This is a genomic window from Candidatus Uabimicrobium helgolandensis (assembly GCF_041508025.1).
Taxonomy (GTDB): domain Bacteria; phylum Planctomycetota; class Uabimicrobiia; order Uabimicrobiales; family Uabimicrobiaceae; genus Uabimicrobium; species Uabimicrobium helgolandensis.
On the sequence record NZ_CP165719.1, the window covers coordinates 2,575,769 to 2,599,812 of the forward strand.

The window sequence follows — 24,044 nt, forward strand, 5'->3', positions numbered from 1 at the left end:
AATTCAAGATGTAAATGTGTTCTAGTTAGGGAACGGTATTAAGTACTATCTATTTAGAGACAGGAGTCCTAAGGAGTTTTCGGAATAAAAAATGATGTCTTAATCAAGATTAGTCTAAAAAACATTATTGTTTTATACATTTTTCTAAATCGTGTATAAATTCTTTCATTGTTTTATAACGCAATTTTTGTGATTTCTGTAAACACTTTAGTATTACTTTTTGGAGGCATGCTGGTATTTGTGGGTTTATTTCCTGTGGATTTGTAGGTGGTTCTTGTATTATTTTGATAATTAGCTTGTTAGCTTGTTTTTCATTAAACACTGTTTGTTTTGTGAGCATTTCGTAAAAAATAGCACCTAGCGAATATATATCACTCTGTTCATTGATATCAGCGACACGACCCTCTGCTTGTTCTGGAGGCATATAATTTAGTGTGCCTAGTATCATACCTGTTCGCGAAATACTGCTTCTTGTATCGGCGATTTTAGCAAGCCCAAAATCCATTACTTTTGGCTTTTTATTATCTTCCATCATAATATTTTCAGGTTTTAAATCGCGATGAATGATTTTTTGTTTATGTGCAAAATTAACCGCTTTTGCTATTCTTCGAATAATTTGTACACTTCGCGATATAGAGAATTTTTTAACAGAGATCAATTTTTTAAGCGTTGATCCTTTGACATATTCCATTGTAAAATAAAGAATATCATCTTTATGTACCATATCATACACCATCACAATATTAGGGTGGCGAAGTTTTCCTACAAGTAGTGCTTCTCTACGAAATCGCATTACACTCGAATTTTCTTGCATTTCTTTTTTCATTACTTTGAAGGCGATTTCTCGTTCGAGGTTTTTATCTACCGCGTGAAAGACATGAGACATACCTCCCTCACCTATTTTTTCTAGAATGTCATAACGCTTCAAGGTACGAAGATAAGAATCAATGCGATCATTTTCGTCTTTTCCAGTGTCATTATACATAATAGTAACATCTTCTTGGACTATGTCTACCGGGCTTTCGCACATTTTACGAATATATTTTATTTGTGATTTATCAAGGTAGCCTTTTTTAAACATAACCCAATACAATTTGGCATTTTTTCCTTTTTGGGATAACTTTTTTTGAATTTTAATAGATTTTGCTAATTGTTGTGATTGTATAAATCCCAAGTCCAAAGCTTTTTTGCCAAATTCAAGGTCTTCAGATGTAGGCATAATATTCTTTATATGTATGAAGTTTGTGGGATAGTTTAGGTGTAAAACACACCTAAACTATAAGGGTGTAAATAGTAGTCCCAAAATGAGTGATTTACTGGGGCACACCCTAAATTGCAATATAGTAAATTTGTTTATTTACTAATTACCTAAAATTATATTTAGGAAATTGCCTATTTTTTCTTTTTCTTGGTTTGTCTCATTAGGTTCAGCATTTTTAGATGTCTGCGTTTACGTTTTAAATATTCGCGTCTTCTCTTTTGACAAGGCTTCTCGTAGTATTGTTTCTTTTTGATTTCTTTTATCAGTCCTTCTTTTTCGCACATTTTCTTAAAACGACGTAATACCTTGTCTATATTATCGCCCTTCTCTACATTTATCTTAATACTCATAAACTTTTTTCACTTAACCTTTCTATAACACAAGTGACATCTCTTCTTTTGAGATGTATATCTACTCTGTTGAGTACGTGCAATGTCGGCATGTTCTCTTAGTTTCAAACTGCTAATCCTAACACAAAAATAAGTTGAAGTCAATATGACTGTGTCATTTTTTAAAAAGTATCATCAATTTAAATTTTATCGCGTAATATAAGTTAGTGACTATCGCAAAATAACAGCAAGCGGCCCTGCCCACACGGTTGTTTTCGCTAAAACCATTCGCTCTAGCAAAGAAATGAGTTGAATGTTACACATTTTCTTTTCAATAACAACGGGAACTTGTTTTGTTCTAAGACTAACATCTTGTTCATCGCAAACCTTCCACGTACCGTGTTTACTATTTTTAGCCGCAAAAAAAGTATTTTCATCCACACTAACTTCATAAACACTATAGCCTGATTCATTTTCAGGAAAAGTATTTTTAATTTCAACTTTGTTATATTTCATCAGAGGCTCCTTTATATGTGCAAACAAAATCGACTATTTTTTCAAAGATACTGATTTCAGGATCATAGGCTTGAGATATTCCATCAAGCCCTGGACAACTGTTAACTTCGAGAATAACAGGTCCTTCTTTTGTGCGCATAAAATCTATTCCGCAAATGGATAAATTCATTGCCTTTGCAGCAGTAGCACACATATTTTTCTCTTCGTCAGATAGTACTGTTGCACGGACTTGTCCTCCCACCGCAATATTGGTTCTATACTCACCATGTGCTGCTGTTCTTATCATCGCGTAGTGAGTTTCGTGTCCAAGAGTAATAACTCGAACGTCCTCATGGTTTTCTATCGAGCGCACGAAAGGTTGTACTAACAAAATGGCATTGCGATCTCTTACCCAAGTGTAGTCAAACATTGCAAACAATTGTGGCTTATCATAAGCCAGTAGTATATTTTTTCCCCCAGAGCCAAAACAATTTTTTATAATGTAAGGCGGACCTTGTATATTTTCGATACTATCTGCTAATTGCTGACGATTACGAACAATAAGTGAAGGGGTAATTGGCAATTTATGGTTCATGAGAATTTGTAAGGTAAGAAGTTTATCTTTTGCTTTAATAATAGAGTATGTCGGATTTATAACAGGAATATTTCTATTTTCAAAAGCACGTAAGACATAATAGTCTGCGCTGTGAATACTACGTATTGCGAAGCGATTAAAAATGAGATCATAGTCGCCAATTTCTACCCCACGATACAAAATCTTTTCTTCATTGCCAACAACGTAGCAAAGTTCTCCATTTTTGTAAATATCAACCTGAACTTGATGTTTTTCTTTTGCTATTCTTTGAAAATACAAATGAAAATCAGGAATGGGATTTTCTGATAATACACAAGTTACAAGGGCTATTTTTTTCATGGTCTTCACTTGACAAGAGGACGCAGTAAGTCGAGATTTTTTTCTGCTGTGTACTTTGTGTAGTCAATAGTTAGATATTTTGTGATCTCTGGTATTGCCTCTATTGCTCCAAGTTTCCCTAGCACATTGATGGCATTTTTTCGCACTCTTAGAGATGGGTCATTTTTAAGTATACTAAGCACAAAGGGAATATCATTTGCTGTGCCTTGAAGTTTTAAGTAGAACAGGCAAATATTACGCATATGATGCGACGAGTGCTGTAAATTTTTACGTAAAATATCACCACTAGTTTGCGTATGATATTGTCCTATGGTATGAATAGCCTCTATTTGTTTTTGTAAATCTTCACTCTTAAGATCCTCAAGTGCTTTGTCCATTGAAGCAGGATGTGCTTTTAATTTTTCTTCTTCTATAGTTGTAGTTCCTAATTTTCTTTTAACGCGAATAATTGTTTCGCGCAATCTTTTCTTTAAAGATAATTCAGGAATTAGAGGGTAAGTTAAAATAATACCTTGTAGCTTTTCTAAAGTTATTTGTTTTGATCTAGTATTTACAATGTGTTGCCATTCCCAAAAACCATTCCATCTTTGCCAAGATGTATCTGACTTTAATTGATCAATACAAAGAGAAAAATGTTGATCTATGGCTAATTTTTTTGGAAGTTTTTCTATGGCGAGTAATTTATCAAGGGACTGCAGTTTTTGTGGAAAAAATTTATCTAAACTAGAAAATTCTTGAAGAGATTTATAGTTTCTACCTGCAGCCATAGGCTCAACAAATACTAATTTTTCGCTAGTATCCAGTACCGATGGAGCTTTAATATACGGATATATAATATTGATTTTTTGCGAACTTACTTTACCCCAGTGAACACTATCAATAGCAAAAGTAACCAAAACCCCCGAACGAATCCCTGTAGAAGACACAGACTTTCCATAAAGAACTAAAGTATCTTTACTTAAGTATTCTTTTGCTATTTTTGTGATTCTTTCGCCGAGTAGACTTGTGTAAAAAATAATAAAATATATAAACAACTTATACATTATACAACTTCAACCTCTAAAGGAGTACTTTCTACACAAAGCAATTCTTTATCATCGCTACTTTTCTTTAGATACATCTGGGAATTCAATTTCCAACGAATGCGAATAAATTTATCGTTGCGCGAAGCTTCCTTGTGTACTGGTATTCTTATATCAAAAGAATATTCCTCTTCCCCACCATCCAAAGCTTTATCAATATTGTGTCTATACAAGTAGCGAGAACGAGAAGTCACTTTATCAAGAGGCGCACGCTTATCAGTACGTTCGTTGATAAGCTCAAATAAAATAAAATCGGTATGATACGGAGTATCACTTATAATTTTAGCGGTAAAAGAACTAGATTCCCCTATTTGCGGATTTTCAATAGGAGATTCTATTTTTACTTCCGCGTCTTTTATTAACTTGGGTTTTACCGTACCGTACATAATCATAATGTCGTCCTTAATGCAAAACATCTGTTGTAAGTTGGCAACTACGAAGCCAATATTTTACTTTGTTTTATACATACAATCAATATTTTTTCTGTGGCTTTAGACCTCGCTGCAAAATTTCATAGCAACTTTGATTAAACTCAGGATATTTACTCACTTTTTTGAGTTTCAAATGAATCTCAGCTATTTTATCATAAGATTTTCGTTGGTCAGCATCGTGAATAAAACGAGATGTTAATAATATGCGAAGTTTTTTATACAATATTTTATGATACAGTAACTTAGTTTTTTCATCATTATGATTGCCAAGGGCTGCAATTGCTGTATCCAGAAACTCAACGCTATTCATTTGCGGTAAATACTTTTCTATGATTGAGTGTGCTTCATAAAGAGATATTCTACTTTTCACTACCGCAAGCTGCAAATGGTAACGTATTTCGTCTTCAAGAGGAATGCTATTTTTTAAAAGAGAAGTGTGTTTCTTTAGAAGAGTGATACCTTTATTTATATGCTTTTCTGCAAGCTTCAAATACTTTTGGTTATTTTTGGCATTGTTCTTTCTAAAAAATTTGTACATCGCGCTATACAAAAAAGAAATTTCATAATTCAATGTCGCTTTAAAAACATCTTCTCGAGCAAAATTTAAAGCTGATTTTAAACGCTGCACATAATCATTCATTTTCCTAAAACTTTTAGGCTTTCTAGATATATTGTATGCCAATTTTTGTAAATACAAATCATAATATGATGTAGAAGCCGCCGTAATTTTTTCATAAAAGTCAGCGTCTTCCAACATAAGTTCACTACGCAACTTACGATACATTCCCCAAGAAAAACCTGACTTCCATATCGAATTTTTCTTCGTTAAATTCTTTTTGCCAAGAAAAGAATAACTTGCAGCCACACTCCGCAAAATATTTGCTGAATCAGATGACTCATATGCGGAAAGAACTTTTAATAACTCTCTATTCGAGTCATTAGACACTTTAAAAATACTACTTGCAAATGGAACAAGTTTTTTTGGTAGTAGTGGATCAGAGCACAAACTCATAATGATATTTGCTGTAAGTGGAGAACTATAAGTAAACTTATCTAATTTTTTTAATGTGCGAAAGCCTAAAAAAGCCGTAATTTTATAAACAAAACTCTTAAAAGCATCGTTATCTTCGTTATACATAAGTTGGTCGTACAGTTTTATTATATTGTCTATTTCTTGAGACACATTGTTAAAATTTCCCTTAACCATTCTACGCAATTTACCAACAACACCGGAGATGTAAGCCAAAACTCTTTGCGCATTTGCCAAAGAAGTATGATTTAAAATGCGCACAAAATGCTTTGCATATGGCTGCTTATTAGACAGTATATAAGTTGCTTTTAATCTAACAGGACTAGTACTTGTTACAGCAAGATGTTCCAAGATATTAAAAAATTCAACATCTGTAATTCCATCAAAAAAACGATTTGCATTGAGAATATGTAGTTGACTATACGGCAAAGAAGTTTTCAGTGCTTTGTAATATCTATTTTGATGAAGCCTATATTCTCGATATACGTAAGGAGAAATCCAATAAAAATGATGCGCATAAGCAGCGAGTAATTCATCTTTGCTATCCATAGCGTCCTGTAATATTCTTTGGGCACGGTTGCGAAGCTTAGTTTTATCTGCTTCCCACCACACTATACCAGCAACAGCTAAAAGCTCTTTCGATAACTGCGGTTTTTCCCTAGCCATTAACTTGTCATGCATGTTATACCAAAGTAAACTCCCTGTGTTTGTTCTTCGATAATTACGTAAAAATTGTTCATGGTATTTATTATCAATGCGAAATAGGCGTGTGTACAACAAAGTTTTATTTGGTGTATCAAGGGAAATAGGATTATTAATAAAATGGTGAAGGTTTATAAGATAGCCTTCTTCTACAAGAACAGAAGACGCAACGAGCGCAAGATCAGAATCATACATGTTGTTATAATGTTTAAACAAAAGAGAGTCTTGTTGCCGTATGAGAATTTTTGCTGCTAAGTAGCGAATAAGAATACTTTCTTCTTTATCTAAAAATAGCTGTTCACTGTCGCGTAATAAATTGCCTTGATCTTTTTCTGTTGTTGGTAGAGAGTATCCATATAAATAAGAGTTTGCCAAACGATAGTACAATGATTTTTTATGAGCACGGTAAATTTTTCGTATTTCATATTCATAGTTATCGTTTTTATTTGGGGCAATTTCTTGTAAACATCTTTTTACAGAACCAGTGTACTGTTGTATTTCGTGTAGTGGGTAACGGTAACTACCTAAAACTAACATCTTAAAGGCAAGTTTTCTTGCATATTCGCTCTTACCAAAAAAAGCTTGGCATTGTTTTTTTATATCTTGTTTAGTATTGCGATTTAGATACCAAGAGTTGTAATACACACTGCTTTCCAGTTTGATTTTTTCAATATCAGCGCGTAACAAATCCGGTTTTTCCATTTTAAAGTTGCTGCCTAGACTCTTCAAAAGAAGCCAGAAAATACGTTCTTGATAACGAGCATCCTCTAACGGCAATTCTAAGATAGCGTCTATTACTGCAATATCGTTCTTACTATGAATCAAAGCCTTCTTGAAAGAAAAGAAGGCTTTATCATAAAACTTCATTTTGCTATATACTTGACCTCGAAGTATCAGATATTCGTAATTCTGAGGACGAAGCTTCTCCGCCTGTATTAAATATCCTTCCGCTTTCCGCAAACAAAGATTTTGCCCTGTCTCTTTGTGTTGGAAAATGCTTACTTTTGCTAACCCCTCATAAAGTGATACATTACTGCTATTAGCAGCGTTTTCAAGAAATTTATACGCATTATTAAGCACGACTTTTTTACTACCAATTTCTTCAGATAATTTTTTGGCTACTTTAACATTCGTTATCCCTATTTGAAAAAGATTTTTTAGTTGCCGTCTATACTCTTTTAGCTCATTGTTTAATTTCTGCTTCAAGTTTTTGTTCTGTCGTTTTATTTGCAACTTTGTATTTTTTACCTTGTTTTCTAAGATTATAATTTCTTCGTATATTCCAAGATAACTACAACCAACAATAACACCTAGTTCAGAATTCAATACCTTCATTTTCATACACAAAGACAAGGCTTCCACAAAATTCTTTTTGTAAAAGTAATACAGCGCCTCGCTAGCCAAAATTTTATCTATATGTTTTTCATACTCTTTATGTTCTTTGTCTTTTTTCTTTTTTCTTCCATCCTCTTTTTCTCTACGTTTTCTATCTTTCTGTAATATAGAAACATACCTAGTACACAAGTCTAGATTTTTCATTTTCAAACATGCTCGTAGCAGCTCTAAAGCAATATATATATTGACTTTATCGTCAGCAACACTCCCGATGTTAGCAATAACTTCAGAATCAATAACTTCAGAATAAAGCCCTTTGCCATTCTTGATACGTAGTTTTGCAACCTCTAACCTTTGCGCGTTCTTAAAGGAAGATATTTTTATCTCACGAACTAATTCTCCAGCAGAATCAAACAATCTTTTTTTTATTAAATCTTCAACAACATCTATATTAATTTTCAAGCGGATTTCGGCATTTTGCTCTGGAAAAAGTAAATATAGACCGTAAAACAAAACAAAAACAAGAGCTACAGTTGCATAACTAAGGATAGATTTAGTATATGGTTTTAAACGCAATGTTAAACGTTGTAATAAACCGTATTTTTGTGTATCGACATACTGCTGAAGGCTACTAGCAAATACTGAAGCATCGGAATAACGATTATTTTTTTTACTAATACTTCTTTTCCATATAGTTTCAAGAGCTCGAGAAGTATTTTCTTCATCTATAACTAAACACTTCGGTTGATTTCCACGCTGAATGTTATAGAGTATTTCCATAAAACTGTCCCCTTGCATCATTTTTTCTTTAGCAAGGAGTTCGTAAAGTATAGCTCCTAGAGCATAAACATCTGTACGTGCATCTATATGAGGATCTCCTTTGGCCTGTTCTGGCGACATATACCTAGGAGAGCCCATTACTTCGTTGCTTTTAGTTAACTGGAAACTTTCATTATCAGTGAGTTTTGCTAAGCCAAAATCCATTATTTTTACTTGCCCATCGTTTGTTACCATTATATTTTCGGGCTTTAAATCGCGATGAATAACTTTTTGACTGTGAGCATATCCCATTGCCCGACAAATTCGTATAAAAAGCTCTATTTTTTCTGCACAATTCAAACTTTTTTCTTGGCAATAACAATCGAGAGTCAACCCCGAAACGTATTCCATAACAAGGTAAATATGTTTGTTAAAGGAGCCAGCTTTAATCACTTTAACAATATTTTGGTGATCAAGTTGACCAGAAACCTCAACTTCTTGCAAAAATCGCCTTTTGGACAAACTAGTTAAACGATTTTCCAAAACAAATTTAATAGCAACTAGTTTATCGGAATAAATTTCTTTTGCTTTAAAAACGACTCCCATACCACCAACACCAAGAGGAGATAGTATTGTATAGCGGTCAATATTCGTACCTGGTTGCAATTCGCTTTCATAACGTTCCTCTTTAGTGTTATCTAAAAAGTCATCAAAAAATGAATCACTCATCTATCTCTCCTTGCTTGTTTTTGCAAATACGTCTTAGGAATGGCGGAAAAAAATATATCAAATTTTCCGCTACACCCCTTATTTCTGGTTAAGAAGGCGTAAAACAGAATCTTTATTTAACAATTCTTCGGTAACGATAGTTTCATAATTTTCATTATTTAAAGATTTACGTTTCTCGACATCAATAATACACTGTAAATGTTTTCGAGCTTTGCTGTAATGTTTCTGTAATACACAAATGCGAACTAAATCGAGGAAATCCGTAGCTGTAAGAAACGAACCGATTAGAAGCATTTTTTGTAAAGTATTCTCTGCACGCCTCCACATTTTTAACTTCATATAAACATTAGCTATATCTCCTAACAAAGGAATATAACGAGTATTCTTTTCAGCGCGCATTAAAATAGGTAGCAACTTTTTACTATCTTGCGATTTATTTAACATTATTTCAGCTAAACGATAGCAATATTTACTAGAGTCTGGGCTAATTTCTAATGCTTTTCTAAGATTTTTTATAGCAGAATCAACACTATTTTCGATAACATTTAAAATAGCCATTTCATAAAAGTATTTACCTTTACGATCATCAAGATTCAAAGCATATTGCATATACATTTTATATTGAGAAAATCTTTTATAATCATATAAAAAAAGATCCTTCATAAAACCATAAAAACTTTGTGTATAGGCTCGCCCCTGCTCTTCTTCAAGTAATGATTGGTAACCAGAAAATTCTTTCATTTTTGGAAATACTTGTTGCAGTAGAATACTATAAAAACCGTCCGCAGCAGCAATTTTATCATTTAAAGTACCATTTTTTACTTTTTTATATATTGCTTGGCGCTTTTTATGAGAAGCAAGATAAACACGTACGGAAAGTATACTCTTTTGGATGGCCGGTTCCTTTTTGTCTTTGTAATATTGTAATATTGCATACTTTTGTCTTTTGGAAACATCTGGAACTAATCGCTTAATCATGGTAATTTTTGGAGGGGGCAATTTTAAATTGGCAATTATATTTGCAATAATACCTGAATCTTTTTCTTTTTTCACAATATCTAATGGGTGATATCCCCAAGATGCCGTTGCATAGTAAAAAAACGCTTTAACTTCATTTTTTTTGAGCTTCAACATTCCCTTACTTTTAGCTAAAAGCTTTTTTACATTCTCGACTAAAAGTAAAGGATTAGTTTTTATATTGTGAAGAGTGAAAAAATACTTTGCAAGAATGAATGTATAAACGCGAAAAAAACCAGGGTGTTTCTCGTTATTATGAAAATCGAGAACCTCAGCATGTGAAGGGTCTAGTAAAACAAGAATAAGTATGCTCTGCAATCCCAATTTATTATCGGTATTTCGATGTATAAGCGATACCAATTCACGACGTAAAAAACCCATTTCACTCATGTATCTTGGTGCATTCTTCATAACACAGGAGTTTACACAAAGTTCTTCATCTTGCATGCCTTTTTGTAAAAAGGATCTATACTTGCTAGGGGAAGATTGCGCGTGGTAACTATTCCAAAAATGATAGTGTGTATACGCGCGTATAGTCTTTGAAGAACTGTCCATAGCCTCAAGTAATACTTTCTCTGATGTACCTCTCAACATTTTTTTTGAGTTCGAAATAGAAAAAACAGAAGCGGCAGCACACAATTGAACAGTAGGAGTTTCACTAAGGATTAGCTTTTTTAAAATTGCGATATGATTTTTTGGAATAACTTGTTGTGGGTAAGCAACAGAGTATATTGTAATATTTTTGGCCACTGTAGAAAGAAAAAAAACACGATTTTGGTCAGAGAGAGTATCAGCAATAGCAAAAAGATTTTTTAATACTAAAGGCTGATAATAACCCGTTTTACGCAAAGCACAACAAATAATAATGTTGTTTAACTTATTTTTACTTTTCAGCATCTTTTGCAAAAAATTCCACTGACAAGTATGGGTCATTACCACCGCAGTGGCGTATTTTATTGCAAGACTTTTTTCTGTGTCAAAGATTTTTTCAGCTTGTGCGCTTTCTATTTTTTCATTAGTAATCATATGTTTTTGTTTAATTTTTTTATATAAATGACTAATTTTATAATAGGTAGCATATTTTTGTTCGTTGTTAATAATTCTTTGTAGTTCAGAAAGAATTCTATCTAGACGTCTCTGGGCGAATTTTGGAGCTTTTTTTCTAAAAGCCTGAAGATGATGTTTTATATTTTTTTGGTATCGTAAACTAACGATTCCTTTTGCAATAGACAACAAAACCTCTCTATCTAGTGTTTTATTTGTAAGAGGGTCTAAGAAAACCTGTAAATTATAAGGTTTTTGTTGTAGAGCAACTGATCTATTAATAAAATCATCATAATAAATTTTTTCTAATTCATCAAAATAGGACGCAAAAAGGTCTGGTTCTCCAACGTGAATTAAACTTCCAACAGACTGCCTTTGCAAAGTATATCCATCGTATTGAGAAAGCGGCTCTTTGTAAGATATTTGCAACATTGTATTTAATGCAGCGATATCGCTGGGGTTTTTCTCTAAAGCGGCTTTTACTAAATAGTAAGATTCATTATATTTTTGTAAATATAACTTACTTTGTGCTGCCAAAGTGTAGTATTCGCTTGAGCTAGGATCCAAATCTATGCATTTTACAAAACACTCATAAGCGAATAACATGTTTTCTCTATTTACTTCATCATCTAAGTTTTTTGGTAAATAGCTCTTTCCAAGATACTTCCAAGTTCTAACATCTTGGCTAAGTATTGTTGTCGCAATTTTCAAGTGTTTTCTAGCCATACTTAAATTACTTAGTTTGACATTACAAATACCTAAATATAAATGTATCTGAGGAGGATTTTTTTTATTTTTATCATGAAGAATTGCCTTATCAAACAACTTTCTTGCTATTGAAAATTGTTCCTGAAAATAAAAAATGAGTGCGTGGTAGTAGAAAACTTCGCCGGTGCTTTCTTGCAGTGAAGATTTATGCAGTAAAGTAAGGGCAGTATCGTTATCTCCTAAAAAATAGAAAGCTTTAGCGGCTTCTAAGTTTATTACTGCACATAAATTTTGTTCTTGTATTTCGCGATAAATCCTTATAACTTCTTTATACTTTTTGAGCTTATTTTTTAAAGGAATTAACCGTTCAGCAACATACACTTTTCTTTCTAGGTTTCCTTCTTGGTATTTTTTCATAAAATATTTCTCTGACTGCACACTAAAAAAAAGTGCAGGAGATTCACTCTCTGGAGAAAAAAAAGAAAACAATGTGTAAAAAGCAAACACACAAATAGTAAAAGCTGTCACAAAGCGAACATATTTAAAAGTAAAAAAACGATAACAACCATGTAAAAAATTATTGAATCTAAAGCGACCATAATTTTTTTCGATAAAGCAGTTAATATCCGCAAGCATTTCTTCTGCTGTTTGGTAACGGCTTTCGCGTTTTTTCTGCATAGCTTTTAAACATATCTTTTCGAGTACACTGGGGATATCTTTATTCATCTTTCTTGGTGTGGTGGGCTGCCCTGTCGCAATTTGGTGCATAACTTGAATAGGGGTATTGCCTTCAAAGGGAAGTTTTTTTGTAAGCACTTGGTACAAAATAACCCCTATGCTATAAAGATCACTACGTACATCAATATCCTTACTTGCTTTTGCTTGCTCAGGAGACATATAAAACAATGTCCCCACAAGCTCACCAGTTTTTGTAACCTTTTGCGAATCATCAATTTTAGCAATTCCAAAATCCATAATAAAAGGATCACCGTTTTTGTCGACTAAAAGGTTAGAGGGTTTCAGGTCACGGTGAATAATTTTATTTTCGTGAGCACACTCAATAGCTGAAAGTATTTTGGCAAAAATTTTGGCTATTTCTGAAAAAGAAGGACGATTTATATCTATATAATCGTCTATCCGAGCTCCAGCGATATACTGCATTGTAAAATGAATAGGCGACTCTAAATGAATTTCATATAGTTTTACAATATGTGGATGATCTAGTTTCGCAACAACATCAATTTCTCTTTTAAAACGAACAACAAGGCGCTTATTTTTTTCGTGAAGTAATTTTAGTGCCACATTTCTTTTTAATTTTTCATCCCAAGCTTTATATACGGTTCCTGCTGCTCCTTGCCCAAGCACGCTTTCTAAGTAATGTTTACCAACTTTCGCTTTTCCTTGGTATTTAAATGGTAAAGTTTTTTTACCACACTCATTCTCCTTGTGCGTAAAGAACTCCAGACTTTTTTGTAAAAATTCACTTGTCCAACATATATTTACAGGTATTCCTTCTACACACTGTTTTACAAACTGTCGTAAAGTATCATTTAAAAGTTGTTCTTGTTGTGAATCAAAAGACAATTCAGCAAAATGATCATCTATCCCATCAATAATAGTCGAATTTGTCTGGCACATTATCTGATAAATAAATATTCCCAAAGCGTAAAACGTATTCAATTTTTCATCTTCATGGGGTGCGTAGTCTAATTTTTCGGGAAAACAAGTAAACAAACCAAAGTAAAAAGCCACAATTTTCTTTTGTTTTGTATATATAATGTTTTGCGGATGAAGAGTACCAGAGAACAACTCGCTTTTTATTATTTTTTCCACAACCGACAGAAGCTGTAAAATAACACTGACTTTGTCTGATAAATTTTGAGAGGTAGTTGCAAATTGATTTAAAGATATGTGTGAAATATAGCGCCATGTCACTAAAAATTGATCTTTAAATGACTGCACACTAGATATCTCTATAATATTGGGGTGCTTAACGGCCATAATTTTTTTGTACTCAAGAGCAAGTAATTTTTTATCGCAAAGTCCTAGTTGTTGAACAATCATTTGTTCTTCAGATAAAGTATTTTTTATAAGAAAAAGAGAGATTGTTTCTTCACGGTAAATACATTTTTCAACATGGTAGTTTTGCGAAATAGGCAGTTGCATGTTATTCCTTGCTATCAATGATGCTGTTTAATTGTGCAATATATTTTTCTTCTTTTTTAGAATAAAATCCTTTTAGTAAAGACAAACAAATTCTGGTTTTTCTTTTTACTAAAAATTGTTTTAGCAAAAGTTTGACTTTATCAACTTCAGAAATACTTTTATACAAATCCACCACTTTGATAACATCGTAATGACTTAATCCATAAAAATCTATTTTTTCCAAATACTCAGCTATTTTTGTTGTTTCGTTGTAGTGCTTTGCAATCACAGCCAAATCAACATAGTAACTCTGATTAAACTCGGTTATTTTTAATAAGTCTTTTCGACTCTCTTCAAAAAGACCTTTTTCGGCATAGATAACGGAGCGAAGATAGCGATATTTTGCACAATCATTCAATTCAATAGCAAAGTCTAGGAGATTTTTGTAGGTAGCAGAATAATTTTTATTTCGAACAATTTCACGAAGTTGTTGAATATAGAGCGCCTGCTGCTCTTCATTACCAAAATTGTAAAATTTAGTAACAAAAGGAAGAGATTTTAATATTTGTAAACGTACGTAGGCATAAAGCGTTTCTGCATAAAGCTTTTTTTTATCATCACTTAAACTATGTTGTTTTTGCCTAATTTTTTGCAACTGTTTTTGCAGCCCATTTTTTTCAAATATTATACTTGTCAGGAGCGTTGCTTTTGATACCGTAGTATTTTCGTGATAAATAAATCGCTTAATAGTGTTTTGTTCTTCTTGTGTAAGTGGCTTTTGAGCATTCATAAACCCCTCTAAGAAAGCATTTTGATTCTCTGATTTATAGCGCTCAATTTTTTTATAACATAAATTTATCAAGATGTGGTTTGTTGATTCTAGATCTTTTCCTAAATACTCTACTCCGTAGTGATCAAACCACGAACAAAAGCAGCGTATTGCAGCACGAACCTCAGCATTCTTCTCTTTTAAAATTCCTTTTTGAAGTTTATAAGCATCACTTTTAATTCCCGAAAGAACTTGACTAGCAGCAAGAATTTTTTGTTCTCGCAATAAACGCAACGAACTACTAATATTATTAACCATCGGCGCTACATAAAGTATTGTACGCATAAAATTGTATTTCATTCCAATTTTACTAGCCATTATATTTTTTATGATTTTTTCATTATCATTTAAAGTTCGCATGAACATAGCTATTTTAATAGCAATAGGTTGGTCATTAAATTTATCAAAGGCTTGAGAAAATAACTTGATTTGATCTTTGTGTAGTTCGCGAGGAGCTAACATTATTAGACTAATAATATTAGGGTTTTGAAAATCTCCAAGCATTTTTTGGTAGACCTTCATAAATTTTTCTGGTTGTTTTCGAACAACATTTGACTGCCAAAAGTAATAATTCACAAGATAACGTATAATAAAATTATCATGAAAGATATTTTTTTGCATAATTTCGGTTGCTTGCGGGGATTCTAAATGCGACCACTTATCAAAACCAATTGCCGCAAGTATACGAACAGAGAAAGACGGATGTTTCAAGGCTTTTTCTAAAAATACTAGAACATTTTTTGAGACACTTGTCTTTTGTAAAATAGACTGCAAAAACAGTAAAAGTACTTGGTCGTCATTCCAATAAGATTCTAAATTTGAAAGATCTGGAAGTTCTGGTCTAAATTGTTGGTCGTAAAGAGCCGAAAGACTAATAATGCTTGTCGTATTTTTTGTTGCGCACAAATCATAAACACTCTCCCAATAGCCTATTTGGATAAGTGTCCTTCCTGCAAGATAGCGTGTAAGTACATCTTCATGGCTATCTTGTAAAATGTCCTTTATATTATCTTTGACTAGTAGCAATTCTTCACGCGTTTGCTCATCATTATCAAGGTGAAGTTTTGCCATAAGATAGTTATAAACATTTGTACGTTCTTCTTTTACTAATAGAGATGTATTTTGTAAAAAAGAAGCCAAAATCTTTTGCGTCGCCTTAGGGTAGTTTGGTTGTAATTTCTCTAAATATATCAAAAAACCCGAATGGTGGCGCAAACTAAGTAAACCATTATAAGCGGTATTACTGACGCCACCCCTTTTTTGATTAAGAGATTTTAAAAGCGTTTTGGTGCGTTGTCGAGAAAAAGGTTGCTGTAGTAATTTATGATATTCATCATAACTACTTTTAAATAAACGACGGCGTTCTCGAATATCATCTGCATACAATTGCGGTTTTTTTACACTAAACAACTTACCAACATAACCATGGATTAATTTCAAAATGTGAAATTGCTCCTCTGGATACTTTAAAATTAACGACGATACTGTGTTGAGAGTATTGATATTGTCAAAATTATGACTTTCTTTATCCAAAGCTAGCTTTATATGAGTAAAAGCACTTTCGAAATTATCAAGATTCATATAACATTGGGCATGATATGTATGGCAATAGCTATTACTAGGCCTTAGTTTCAAACTTTCAGAAAAATATTCTAACGCTTTTTTCCATTGACGCTTTAGTAAAAAAAATCTACCACAATACTCAAAAAACAAAGGGTTCTTTGTAAATTGCTTCTCTATAAACTCTATTTGCGAAAAAGAGAACTGGTGACTCTCTAATTCAACACTACACATAAACGTGTAGAGAACTGCTTCATTGTATACTGAAGACTGTATTTTCATTGCCGAGAAAAATAAGTCATATGCCTCTTGCCATTTTTTTCCCAAAAACAACAAACGTCCACGATAATAGTCACTTTCACTTTGTTGCTCTTCAGAAATCAGCGTATATTGCTTCAATTTTAGAAGACACTTATTCACTTTTATGTAATTCTGGTGAAAAAAGTAGTACTTAGTGACAGCTAAGTCAATATCGATATCCACGTTTTCAATAAACTTATAGTACTTCTCTAACAAAGAAGTAGAAATATCAGTATTCATCTTATGAGCATTTAGCAATATTTTTTTAGCCATAGCATTTTTTTGCTCTGACTCCAAGTCACTCTTATTAAAAAGATTTTCAAAAAGTTCTATTGCTTGTTTGTACATACCAAAACGGAGAAAATTATTAAAATGATTAATACTAGTTTTGGCATTAGTTTTTGCATCTGTCACTTCTAGAGAAGTGACAGGATATTTATCTGCTTTACCATAATTTTCTATAAGCACAAAAAATAAACACAAAAAACCTACAAAAGCAGCAACGACGACTGGAAAGCTCAAACGCGGTTTTTTATACTTATTTTGAGCGGTTTTTTTATATAAAAAGTTATTTATATCTTGTTGCAATTCATTCATAGATGAATAACGTTCACCTACAGGAGCAACACACTTTTTCCAAATATATTCTACTTCAATAGGGATACGAGTGTTTATTTTGCGCAGTGCAACTGCTCGTTTATGCTGTATGTTATAGAGAACTAGCAAGGGGGTTTTTCCCGAAATCATTGGGCGCATTGCTATTATTTCGTACAATATAGCCCCTAAAGAATAAATATCATCTTGTGTTGAAAGAGGTTTGCTACCAGTTATTCTTTCAGGAGGCATGTATATTGGTGTGCCAACCACTTCTCCTGATTGAGTAATAAGTGCTTCTTCTGATGAAAGAGTTTTCGCCAAACCAAAATCTGTCAATTTGGGAACATCGTTATTGTCAATAATAACGTTTGATGGCTTAATATCGCGATGAATTATTTTTTGTTGATGAGCATACTCTAAAGCTTCCGCTAACTGCGCAATTATTTTCAACTTACGGCGCAAAGATAATTTTTTATAGTGCACATATTCATCAAGAGGTAAACCACTTATAAACGGCATAACAATGTATAGATTACCATTAAAATTTCCGCCACTATACACGCCTACAATATTTGGATGATCAAGTGTCGCTGTTACTTTCATTTCCCGTAAAAACCGTTTTTCTTCTACAGTACTTTGGCGTTTTTTAATCACCTTAATAGCAACTTCTCTCTGTAAATCTTGGTCTACAGCTTTATAAACAATTCCCATACCACCACGACCAACTTCCGTAAATACCTTATATTTATCAATAACGAAATTTGCCGTTGGACGTGGTTGTGGTAACTTCTGCGTTTCTAGTAGCTGCGGTGGTGGCAATAAATCTTTGTCTACTTGAATATCTTTTGTTGTCCAAGTAGCAAGGTTCTTTACTTGAGTTGCATCAGTAGCGCAGTTTTTCTTTTCGCAAATACATTTCTCTATCTCTTGAACTTGCTCTTTGGTTAGTACTTTTAGATCAACACAAATTTGTGTAAAACGAATATTCTCTAGACCATGTTGTTGATGGTTACGCATTGTTTCAAGACATTTTTCAATTGCAGACGAAAGAAGTATTTTTTTTTCTACTATTGTATTTAAAAAAATGCGATCTTGCGGCGTTAAAGTTGGCACAGAAACCTCCTATGTTACACGAATAAGAGAGTTATAGTATTTTTCTTGTTTGATTGTAGTGTTTGGCCCATGCCCTGTATGGACAATTGTTTCTTCAGGAAGAGTATATAATTTTTCGAGAATAGATTTTTTAAGCGTTTCAAAACAACCACCTGGTAAATCAGTACGTCCAATAGAATCCGCAAATAAAGCATCACCGCCTATAAGATCCTTACCAAATAAAAATCCGACGCTCCCGGGTGAATGACCTGGTATATGTAAAATAGAACAACTGCAATTCCCAAAACTTAGAGTATCGCTTTCATCAATAAAACGATCTACTTGTGGAATATCGTTTATCACAAGTCCAAAATGTTGCCCTTGAATAGGTAAACTTTTCAACATCTCTTCGTCATCTTTATGCATAAAAAAAGGTACTTGTAGTTTTTGTTGCATTTCATATACGCCGCCAACATGGTCAATATGACCATGTGTCGCCCATATATATTCGACTTCTACTTTTAAAGCCTGAACACGCTGTAAAATTCGCTCTACTTCATCTCCAGGATCTATAACGACTGCTTTCTTAGTTTCTTCACAAACTAAAATACGCGCATTCTGCGCAAATGGACTTACTGTAAGAACTTCTATTCGCATTATTGAAACTTTCTTAAAATTCGAGTGTATATTTTTTTACCTTGGTGGTAAATTTCACTTTTTACTTCACCTATTTTATCAGCATAATATTCCTTGATAACATAGTCTTTCTTCTTTTTATGTTTTGCTACCACAACAAGACATTCAAAATTGCCCATATCCGTAGTTACTATTTCACCAAAATGGCTTATGTATACATTGTATTGATCTCGCTGCCACGTTTGTGGATTCTTTGCATGGAGAGGTACTAGTTTTTGTAATCCACGTAACACAAAACCTTCAGCTACAGCGATAGAGGGAGCATAATCACTATTATCTTTTAGTCTCCAATTACCATTACCTTGAATAAGACGCCACTGCATAGAAGATATACGATTTTCTTCGTATTTTAGAATATCATATTCCCAACGATGTTGTTTTTGTACAGGAAAATAAGTTGCGTTTTTTGGAAATGGCTTCGAACGATTAAGCCTTTCGTATGTCGAATCTGTTTTATATTCAATAAGAGTCTGTTCATATATTTTTTTACCTCCAGCAAAACGCACTTGTTTTACTTTGCCAATCTCCGGAGCATAATACTCTTTTACAACATTACTTGGGTTCTGTTGAAGTTTTGCATATACGACAATACAATGAAAAGTGCCTGCGCAAGTAGATATCCATTTTTTACCTTTGATAACAACGGTATATCCTTCTTTTTGCCACGTTTTAGTTTTTAAAGCGCATGGAAGAATTTTCTTTCCTTCTTTTTTAATAAATCCGTTAACAAATTTGATACGATGCAAACTATTTTTATTATCTTCTAGGAAAATTTCTCCATCTCGTTTTTTCGCAGAAAAGGCTATTTCAGAAATACTTTTATCTAAATATTTTTTAACGCGATATTTCCAAAAGAATCCTTTTCCAAGAGGGAATAAATCATGTTTAACGGCGTTTTTATTTTTGCTTTTAGCCTTTTTTATAAGATCATCAGCTTCTTGTTTTTTCTTTTTCAAAAGAAGCAACGTTTTTTGCTGTTCTTTCTCAAGAAAAACTTTCTCTTTACGACTTTTATGAAGCAATCTTTCCGCTTCTTTTTTCTTTTTTTCTAAAAGTAGTGCTTGCTGTTTTTTCTTTTGCAAAAGAGCCTCAACTTTTTTCTTTTTTTCTTCAAGAGAAGAAGTCTGTTGTTTTTTTTCCTTAAAGAAAAGTTCCATTTCTTTCTTCTTTTTTGCTAGCTCTTTCATTTCTTTTTGTTTTTGTTCTAAAAGACTTTGCGCTTTCTGCCTCTTTTTTTCGATATCCGTAGCTTCTTGTTGTTTCTTCTGCAAAAGAGCTTGTGCCTTTTGTTGTTCTTTATTCAAACGAGCAATAGCAACCTGTTGCGCTGTAAGACTGTCGTGTAAATTTTTTGCTACATTCTGTACAAATTCATAACGCTCTTTCAGTTTAGTATGAATACTCTGGCGCATATCTTGTGGAAGCTCTTTTATCACTAAATTATCAAGCGTATAATAAAACTTTCGTAAAGAATTCTGTTTGAGAACTATTTGCGATTCTTTGGATGTAGCAAAAATTTTATAATCGGTATTTTCAAACATATACCGTTTGGTCTGCGCTTCACCTTTGTCATCGTGAACAATATAACGAATATCTTGTTCGGAATTTTGTTGAACCAAAGATTCAGCTTCAGCCATTGCCGTTAGCAAAGAATAAGCAATTTTATCATTGAGATTTTTATCAACATTTTTCGAATCATTACTTAAAACTTCCCATTCTTGAAGCAAAGATTTGTAATCGACAAAGTGCCCTCCAGCAGCAATTGCTAGAACTATAATGATAAATGCCCAAAAATATTTCATTGTGCATCCCTTCGAAATTGTTTTTTGTGAAATAGATGTGTAGAAAAAACATTTCATATTGTTTTCTACACATCCTTTATTTTTGAGGGCTTTCCTCAGGAGTTATTTTAAATTTTTTAGTGGAATCTCTTCTAGAAAACAAAGCGGCCGGTAAAAAAAGAGTTCCAAAAACAACTCCGCCACCGTAAGCTCCCCATTTAAGAGGTGTCGAAACAAATTCTTTTCTTCTTTTACTGTCACAGCACACTACATAACTGATAGGGAGCGAAAACAACAATAAAGGAGCGGTTGTTGCTCCTCCAATAACATTCCCCATAATAGTAGGTATTTCAGAGATAACAGACGATTCGACTAGAAAATTATTATAGTCTTGTATACTTTGGCAACTCAAGCATACCAAAGAAGTAAAAACAAAAAATATTCTAATGTATTTTTTATGGTAACTTACAGAGCCTGTCTGCAATTTCAATGTATAATTCCTTTAACCATTCCGCGCCAATAAAAGGATCTTGGTAATGTCCAATTACCTTTACATGATCTTTGCTATCTATTAACTTCACATGATTCCATACACCTTTTTGAGGAGTCCCCTTGTAATCTACAACCTTTGAATTGTGAGGCCCTTTCATTGAAGAGGTGTTCACAATCCCATCATTTTTCCACCAATCTTTGTGTTCTTCAACATCGCTGCCCTTATAATGTCCCATGTAATATGAAAAAGCCCAGAAAATCGGCGTCATTCCCGGTTCGGCCCACTCATAGCCAAAAGACGATAGCAAAACATATGTTTCCTCTGTTGCGTAACTAAAGTAATAAACATCATCAAAATCGCGAACGCGATTATTTAGCTCTTTTGCACCCTTTGGTAAAAGATCGTGTAGTGAGATATCTTTTGTGCTACCAACTGTTTTATCAACACGCTGAAGAAAGTCGCTTAAAGTTTCATCCTTTTTAGGCTCCAAACCCCAGTGATCTAATTTGAAATCATAAATATACCAGTCTGTGCCAGCAAGCGCTAAAAACATACTAATAATCTCTTCTGCAAGCCCGCCAGAAAAACTATCAACCATGGTTGCAAGAGTTGTTCCGTTGTGAGGAGTAGAAATACTAGTGACCGATTTAACCCACTTTTCATTAGAACCTACACCAAAATAATCTTTAGCTAGAAGTTCAACAAGCTGTCTTGCTGTTTGACCTCCCATACTGTGCCCAACTAAATGCACAGGATTTTCTTCGCTCCAACTATTGTAAAGTCCGTTAAATTTTCTACCTGTTCTTTGATGTTTGTATTCCTTACAATGATCTTCACCGTAATCAACAGTCCCACCTTTAATTTGGTAAAAAAGCTCGCAAGCTCGGTCGTGATTTGAAGAAATAGGTCCAACCGTAGCCGTTTTTACCTGATACCCTTTTTTATCGAGATACTTTTCAATATCAAGAGCTGTTCCTCCCCAATATTTATATCCCAAAAGTTCATCTGGTCCCCAACCGCTAAAACCATGAACGAGAACAATAGGATAGTTATTTGTACGTTTTGCAGTACTCATATCTTCGCTAGCTATTGATATTGCAAATATACCAATAGTTATCAGTAGATATATTTTTTTCATAAGACCTCTCCTGAAATTCTTTATTAGTATCCAAAAGTGTAAAATTATAATTAAGATAAGTACAACACCACACAAACCTAAATGTCGGTACGCCTTAAGCATATCTTACTCAATTTTTTATAAAAGGTAAAGAAACTGCCTACAAAAAGGTATAAATTTGTTGAAATTTTTATGTTACCTTATGATTTTATCAGTAGTGGATTTATTTGTTGGAAAGCCTAGAGCAAAATGCTATACTCACTGAGAGCCTGTAAGAATAACCAGGCAAAGTTTTTATCTTATGAGTCACTTGACAAAAAATACATTTCTTTTGATATTGAGTACGACAATGGTTGATAATAATGCATGGTCTGCTGCAAAAAGGACCGAAGAAATCACTTATGCTGTTCGTGATATTATTTTAGTTGCAGATAAAGCAAAAGCAGCAGGAAAAGATATGATATATCTAAATATTGGCGATCCAAATATTTATGACTTTGATACTCCTCCTGAATTAATAGATGCTGCTTGCAGTGCGATGCGGGGTAATCGAAATGGTTATGCTCCTTCACCAGGAATTCCCTCTGCTGTTGAAGCGATTAGAGAAGATGCTCTTCGCAAGGGATTTAAAAATGTTCGCGATGTTTTCACTTCTTATGGTGCAAGTGAAGCAATTGAAACCTGCCTTGCAGCCTTAGCTGATCCAGGAGACAATATTATAATTCCTTCACCAGGTTATCCTTTGTATTCAGCTTTAAACAGTAAACTTAGTTTACAGTCGAAATTTTATCCGCTAGATGAGGAAAACGATTGGCAACCAAATGTTGACTACATAAGCAAAAATATAGACCGTAGAACAAAAGCAATTGTCCTTATAAATCCAAATAACCCAACAGGAAGCGTCTGTAGTCGCGAAACGCTTTTAGAAATAATCGAACTAGCACGCAAACACCGTCTTGTTATTTTCTCAGATGAAATATACGATCGTTTAATCTTTGATGGTAATGAACATATTCCCACCGCATCTTTAGCTGACGATGTACCTATTATTACATTTAACGGTCTTTCAAAATGTTATTTGTCACCTGGCTGGCGTATTGGTTGGGCTATTACTAGTGGACCAAAAGAGATACAACCTTATATAGATGGTATGCAAAAAATGGTACGCGCCAGACTTTGTATTAACCATCCACTACAATACGCAATCCCTGTTGCTCTGAAAGGCGAGCACAAACATTTACCACCAACGATTGAGAAATTACAAAAACGGCGAGATATAGTATGTGATCGTTTGAACAACATCACCGGAATTTCTTGTGTAAAACCCAAGGGCACTTTTTATGTATTTCCAAAGCTAGAGATAGATGTCGCCGACGATAAGTTTATTAAAGATTTAGTTTTAGAAACAGGTGTTGTACTTGTACCAGGTTCTGGTTTTGGAAAACTTTCTTCCGCTGGACATTTCCGCCTTGTCTTCTTACCAAAGCCAGAAATACTCGAAAAAGCTTGTAGCAATATCGAAAGTTTTATGCAAAAGTACCTAAAAACTTAGAAGGTGTGTCACCCCTCCTAACAAAA

14 protein-coding genes are annotated in these 24,044 nt (G+C 33.5%); 1 reads left to right on the forward strand and 13 read right to left on the reverse strand.

Annotation, left to right across the window (positions count from 1 at the left end; all coding sequences use genetic code 11):
- Positions 1 to 124 precede the first annotated feature (124 nt).
- The 13 genes from UABHE_RS09335 to UABHE_RS09395 form a co-directional block, all read right to left on the reverse strand.
- Complete coding sequence (locus UABHE_RS09335) at positions 125 to 1,219, reverse strand: serine/threonine protein kinase (protein WP_372369987.1); 1,095 nt, start codon at positions 1,217 to 1,219, stop codon at positions 125 to 127.
- A gap of 173 nt (positions 1,220 to 1,392) precedes the next feature.
- Complete coding sequence (rpsU, locus tag UABHE_RS09340) at positions 1,393 to 1,611, reverse strand: 30S ribosomal protein S21 (protein WP_372369988.1); 219 nt, start codon at positions 1,609 to 1,611, stop codon at positions 1,393 to 1,395.
- Between the two features lie 210 nt (positions 1,612 to 1,821).
- Complete coding sequence (locus UABHE_RS09345; protein WP_372369989.1) at positions 1,822 to 2,106, reverse strand: hypothetical protein; 285 nt, start codon at positions 2,104 to 2,106, stop codon at positions 1,822 to 1,824.
- Positions 2,096 to 3,019 (reverse strand): RimK family alpha-L-glutamate ligase, encoded by a 924-nt coding sequence (locus UABHE_RS09350; RefSeq protein WP_372369990.1) that lies wholly within the window; start codon positions 3,017 to 3,019, stop codon positions 2,096 to 2,098. The genes UABHE_RS09345 and UABHE_RS09350 overlap by 11 nt, the downstream gene beginning before the upstream one ends.
- Positions 3,020 to 3,024: 5 nt before the next feature.
- Positions 3,025 to 4,062: a HEAT repeat domain-containing protein gene (locus UABHE_RS09355; RefSeq protein WP_372369991.1), complete on the reverse strand. Its 1,038-nt coding sequence runs from the start codon at positions 4,060 to 4,062 to the stop codon at positions 3,025 to 3,027.
- Positions 4,062 to 4,493: a hypothetical protein gene (locus UABHE_RS09360; RefSeq protein WP_372369992.1), complete on the reverse strand. Its 432-nt coding sequence runs from the start codon at positions 4,491 to 4,493 to the stop codon at positions 4,062 to 4,064. The genes UABHE_RS09355 and UABHE_RS09360 overlap by 1 nt, the downstream gene beginning before the upstream one ends.
- 79 nt (positions 4,494 to 4,572) lie before the next feature.
- Complete coding sequence (locus UABHE_RS09365) at positions 4,573 to 9,087, reverse strand: protein kinase (RefSeq protein WP_372369993.1); 4,515 nt, start codon at positions 9,085 to 9,087, stop codon at positions 4,573 to 4,575.
- A 78-nt stretch (positions 9,088 to 9,165) separates the two neighbouring features.
- The gene (locus tag UABHE_RS09370) at positions 9,166 to 14,022 is read right to left on the reverse strand and encodes a protein kinase (protein ID WP_372369994.1); all 4,857 of its coding nucleotides are present in this window, start codon (positions 14,020 to 14,022) and stop codon (positions 9,166 to 9,168) included.
- Position 14,023: 1 nt separating this feature from the next.
- The gene (locus tag UABHE_RS09375; protein ID WP_372369995.1) at positions 14,024 to 18,400 is read right to left on the reverse strand and encodes a protein kinase; all 4,377 of its coding nucleotides are present in this window, start codon (positions 18,398 to 18,400) and stop codon (positions 14,024 to 14,026) included.
- Positions 18,401 to 18,409: 9 nt separating this feature from the next.
- Positions 18,410 to 19,036, reverse strand: coding sequence for an MBL fold metallo-hydrolase (locus tag UABHE_RS09380; RefSeq protein ID WP_372369996.1), 627 nt, complete (start codon positions 19,034 to 19,036; stop codon positions 18,410 to 18,412).
- Entirely contained in the window at positions 19,036 to 20,877 is a 1,842-nt protein-coding gene (locus UABHE_RS09385; protein ID WP_372369997.1) for a hypothetical protein, read from the reverse strand. Before UABHE_RS09385 ends, UABHE_RS09380 begins: the two co-directional genes overlap by 1 nt.
- A gap of 76 nt (positions 20,878 to 20,953) precedes the next feature.
- Positions 20,954 to 21,346, reverse strand: coding sequence for a hypothetical protein (locus tag UABHE_RS09390; protein WP_372369998.1), 393 nt, complete (start codon positions 21,344 to 21,346; stop codon positions 20,954 to 20,956).
- Positions 21,312 to 22,487: an esterase/lipase family protein gene (locus UABHE_RS09395; RefSeq protein WP_372369999.1), complete on the reverse strand. Its 1,176-nt coding sequence runs from the start codon at positions 22,485 to 22,487 to the stop codon at positions 21,312 to 21,314. The genes UABHE_RS09390 and UABHE_RS09395 overlap by 35 nt, the downstream gene beginning before the upstream one ends.
- 328 nt (positions 22,488 to 22,815) lie before the next feature.
- On the opposite strand from UABHE_RS09395, the gene UABHE_RS09400 reads away from it, so the two are divergent.
- Positions 22,816 to 24,018 (forward strand): pyridoxal phosphate-dependent aminotransferase, encoded by a 1,203-nt coding sequence (locus tag UABHE_RS09400; protein WP_372370000.1) that lies wholly within the window; start codon positions 22,816 to 22,818, stop codon positions 24,016 to 24,018.
- The last annotated feature ends 26 nt before the right edge of the window (positions 24,019 to 24,044 follow it).

Excerpts from the sequence above, each read along its gene's own strand:
- UABHE_RS09335 (WP_372369987.1), bottom strand. The coding sequence starts at position 1,219 with ATGCCTACATCTGAAGACCTTGAATTTGGCAAAAAAGCTTTGGACTTG.
- rpsU (WP_372369988.1), bottom strand. The coding sequence starts at position 1,611 with ATGAGTATTAAGATAAATGTAGAGAAGGGCGATAATATAGACAAGGTA.
- UABHE_RS09345 (WP_372369989.1), bottom strand. The coding sequence starts at position 2,106 with ATGAAATATAACAAAGTTGAAATTAAAAATACTTTTCCTGAAAATGAA.
- UABHE_RS09350 (WP_372369990.1), bottom strand. The coding sequence starts at position 3,019 with ATGAAAAAAATAGCCCTTGTAACTTGTGTATTATCAGAAAATCCCATT.
- UABHE_RS09355 (WP_372369991.1), bottom strand. The coding sequence starts at position 4,062 with ATGTATAAGTTGTTTATATATTTTATTATTTTTTACACAAGTCTACTC.
- UABHE_RS09360 (WP_372369992.1), bottom strand. The coding sequence starts at position 4,493 with ATGATTATGTACGGTACGGTAAAACCCAAGTTAATAAAAGACGCGGAA.
- UABHE_RS09365 (WP_372369993.1), bottom strand. The coding sequence starts at position 9,087 with ATGAGTGATTCATTTTTTGATGACTTTTTAGATAACACTAAAGAGGAA.
- UABHE_RS09370 (WP_372369994.1), bottom strand. The coding sequence starts at position 14,022 with ATGCAACTGCCTATTTCGCAAAACTACCATGTTGAAAAATGTATTTAC.
- UABHE_RS09380 (WP_372369996.1), bottom strand. The coding sequence starts at position 19,036 with ATGCGAATAGAAGTTCTTACAGTAAGTCCATTTGCGCAGAATGCGCGT.
- UABHE_RS09385 (WP_372369997.1), bottom strand. The coding sequence starts at position 20,877 with ATGAAATATTTTTGGGCATTTATCATTATAGTTCTAGCAATTGCTGCT.
- UABHE_RS09395 (WP_372369999.1), bottom strand. The coding sequence starts at position 22,487 with ATGAAAAAAATATATCTACTGATAACTATTGGTATATTTGCAATATCA.
- UABHE_RS09400 (WP_372370000.1), top strand. The coding sequence starts at position 22,816 with ATGGTTGATAATAATGCATGGTCTGCTGCAAAAAGGACCGAAGAAATC.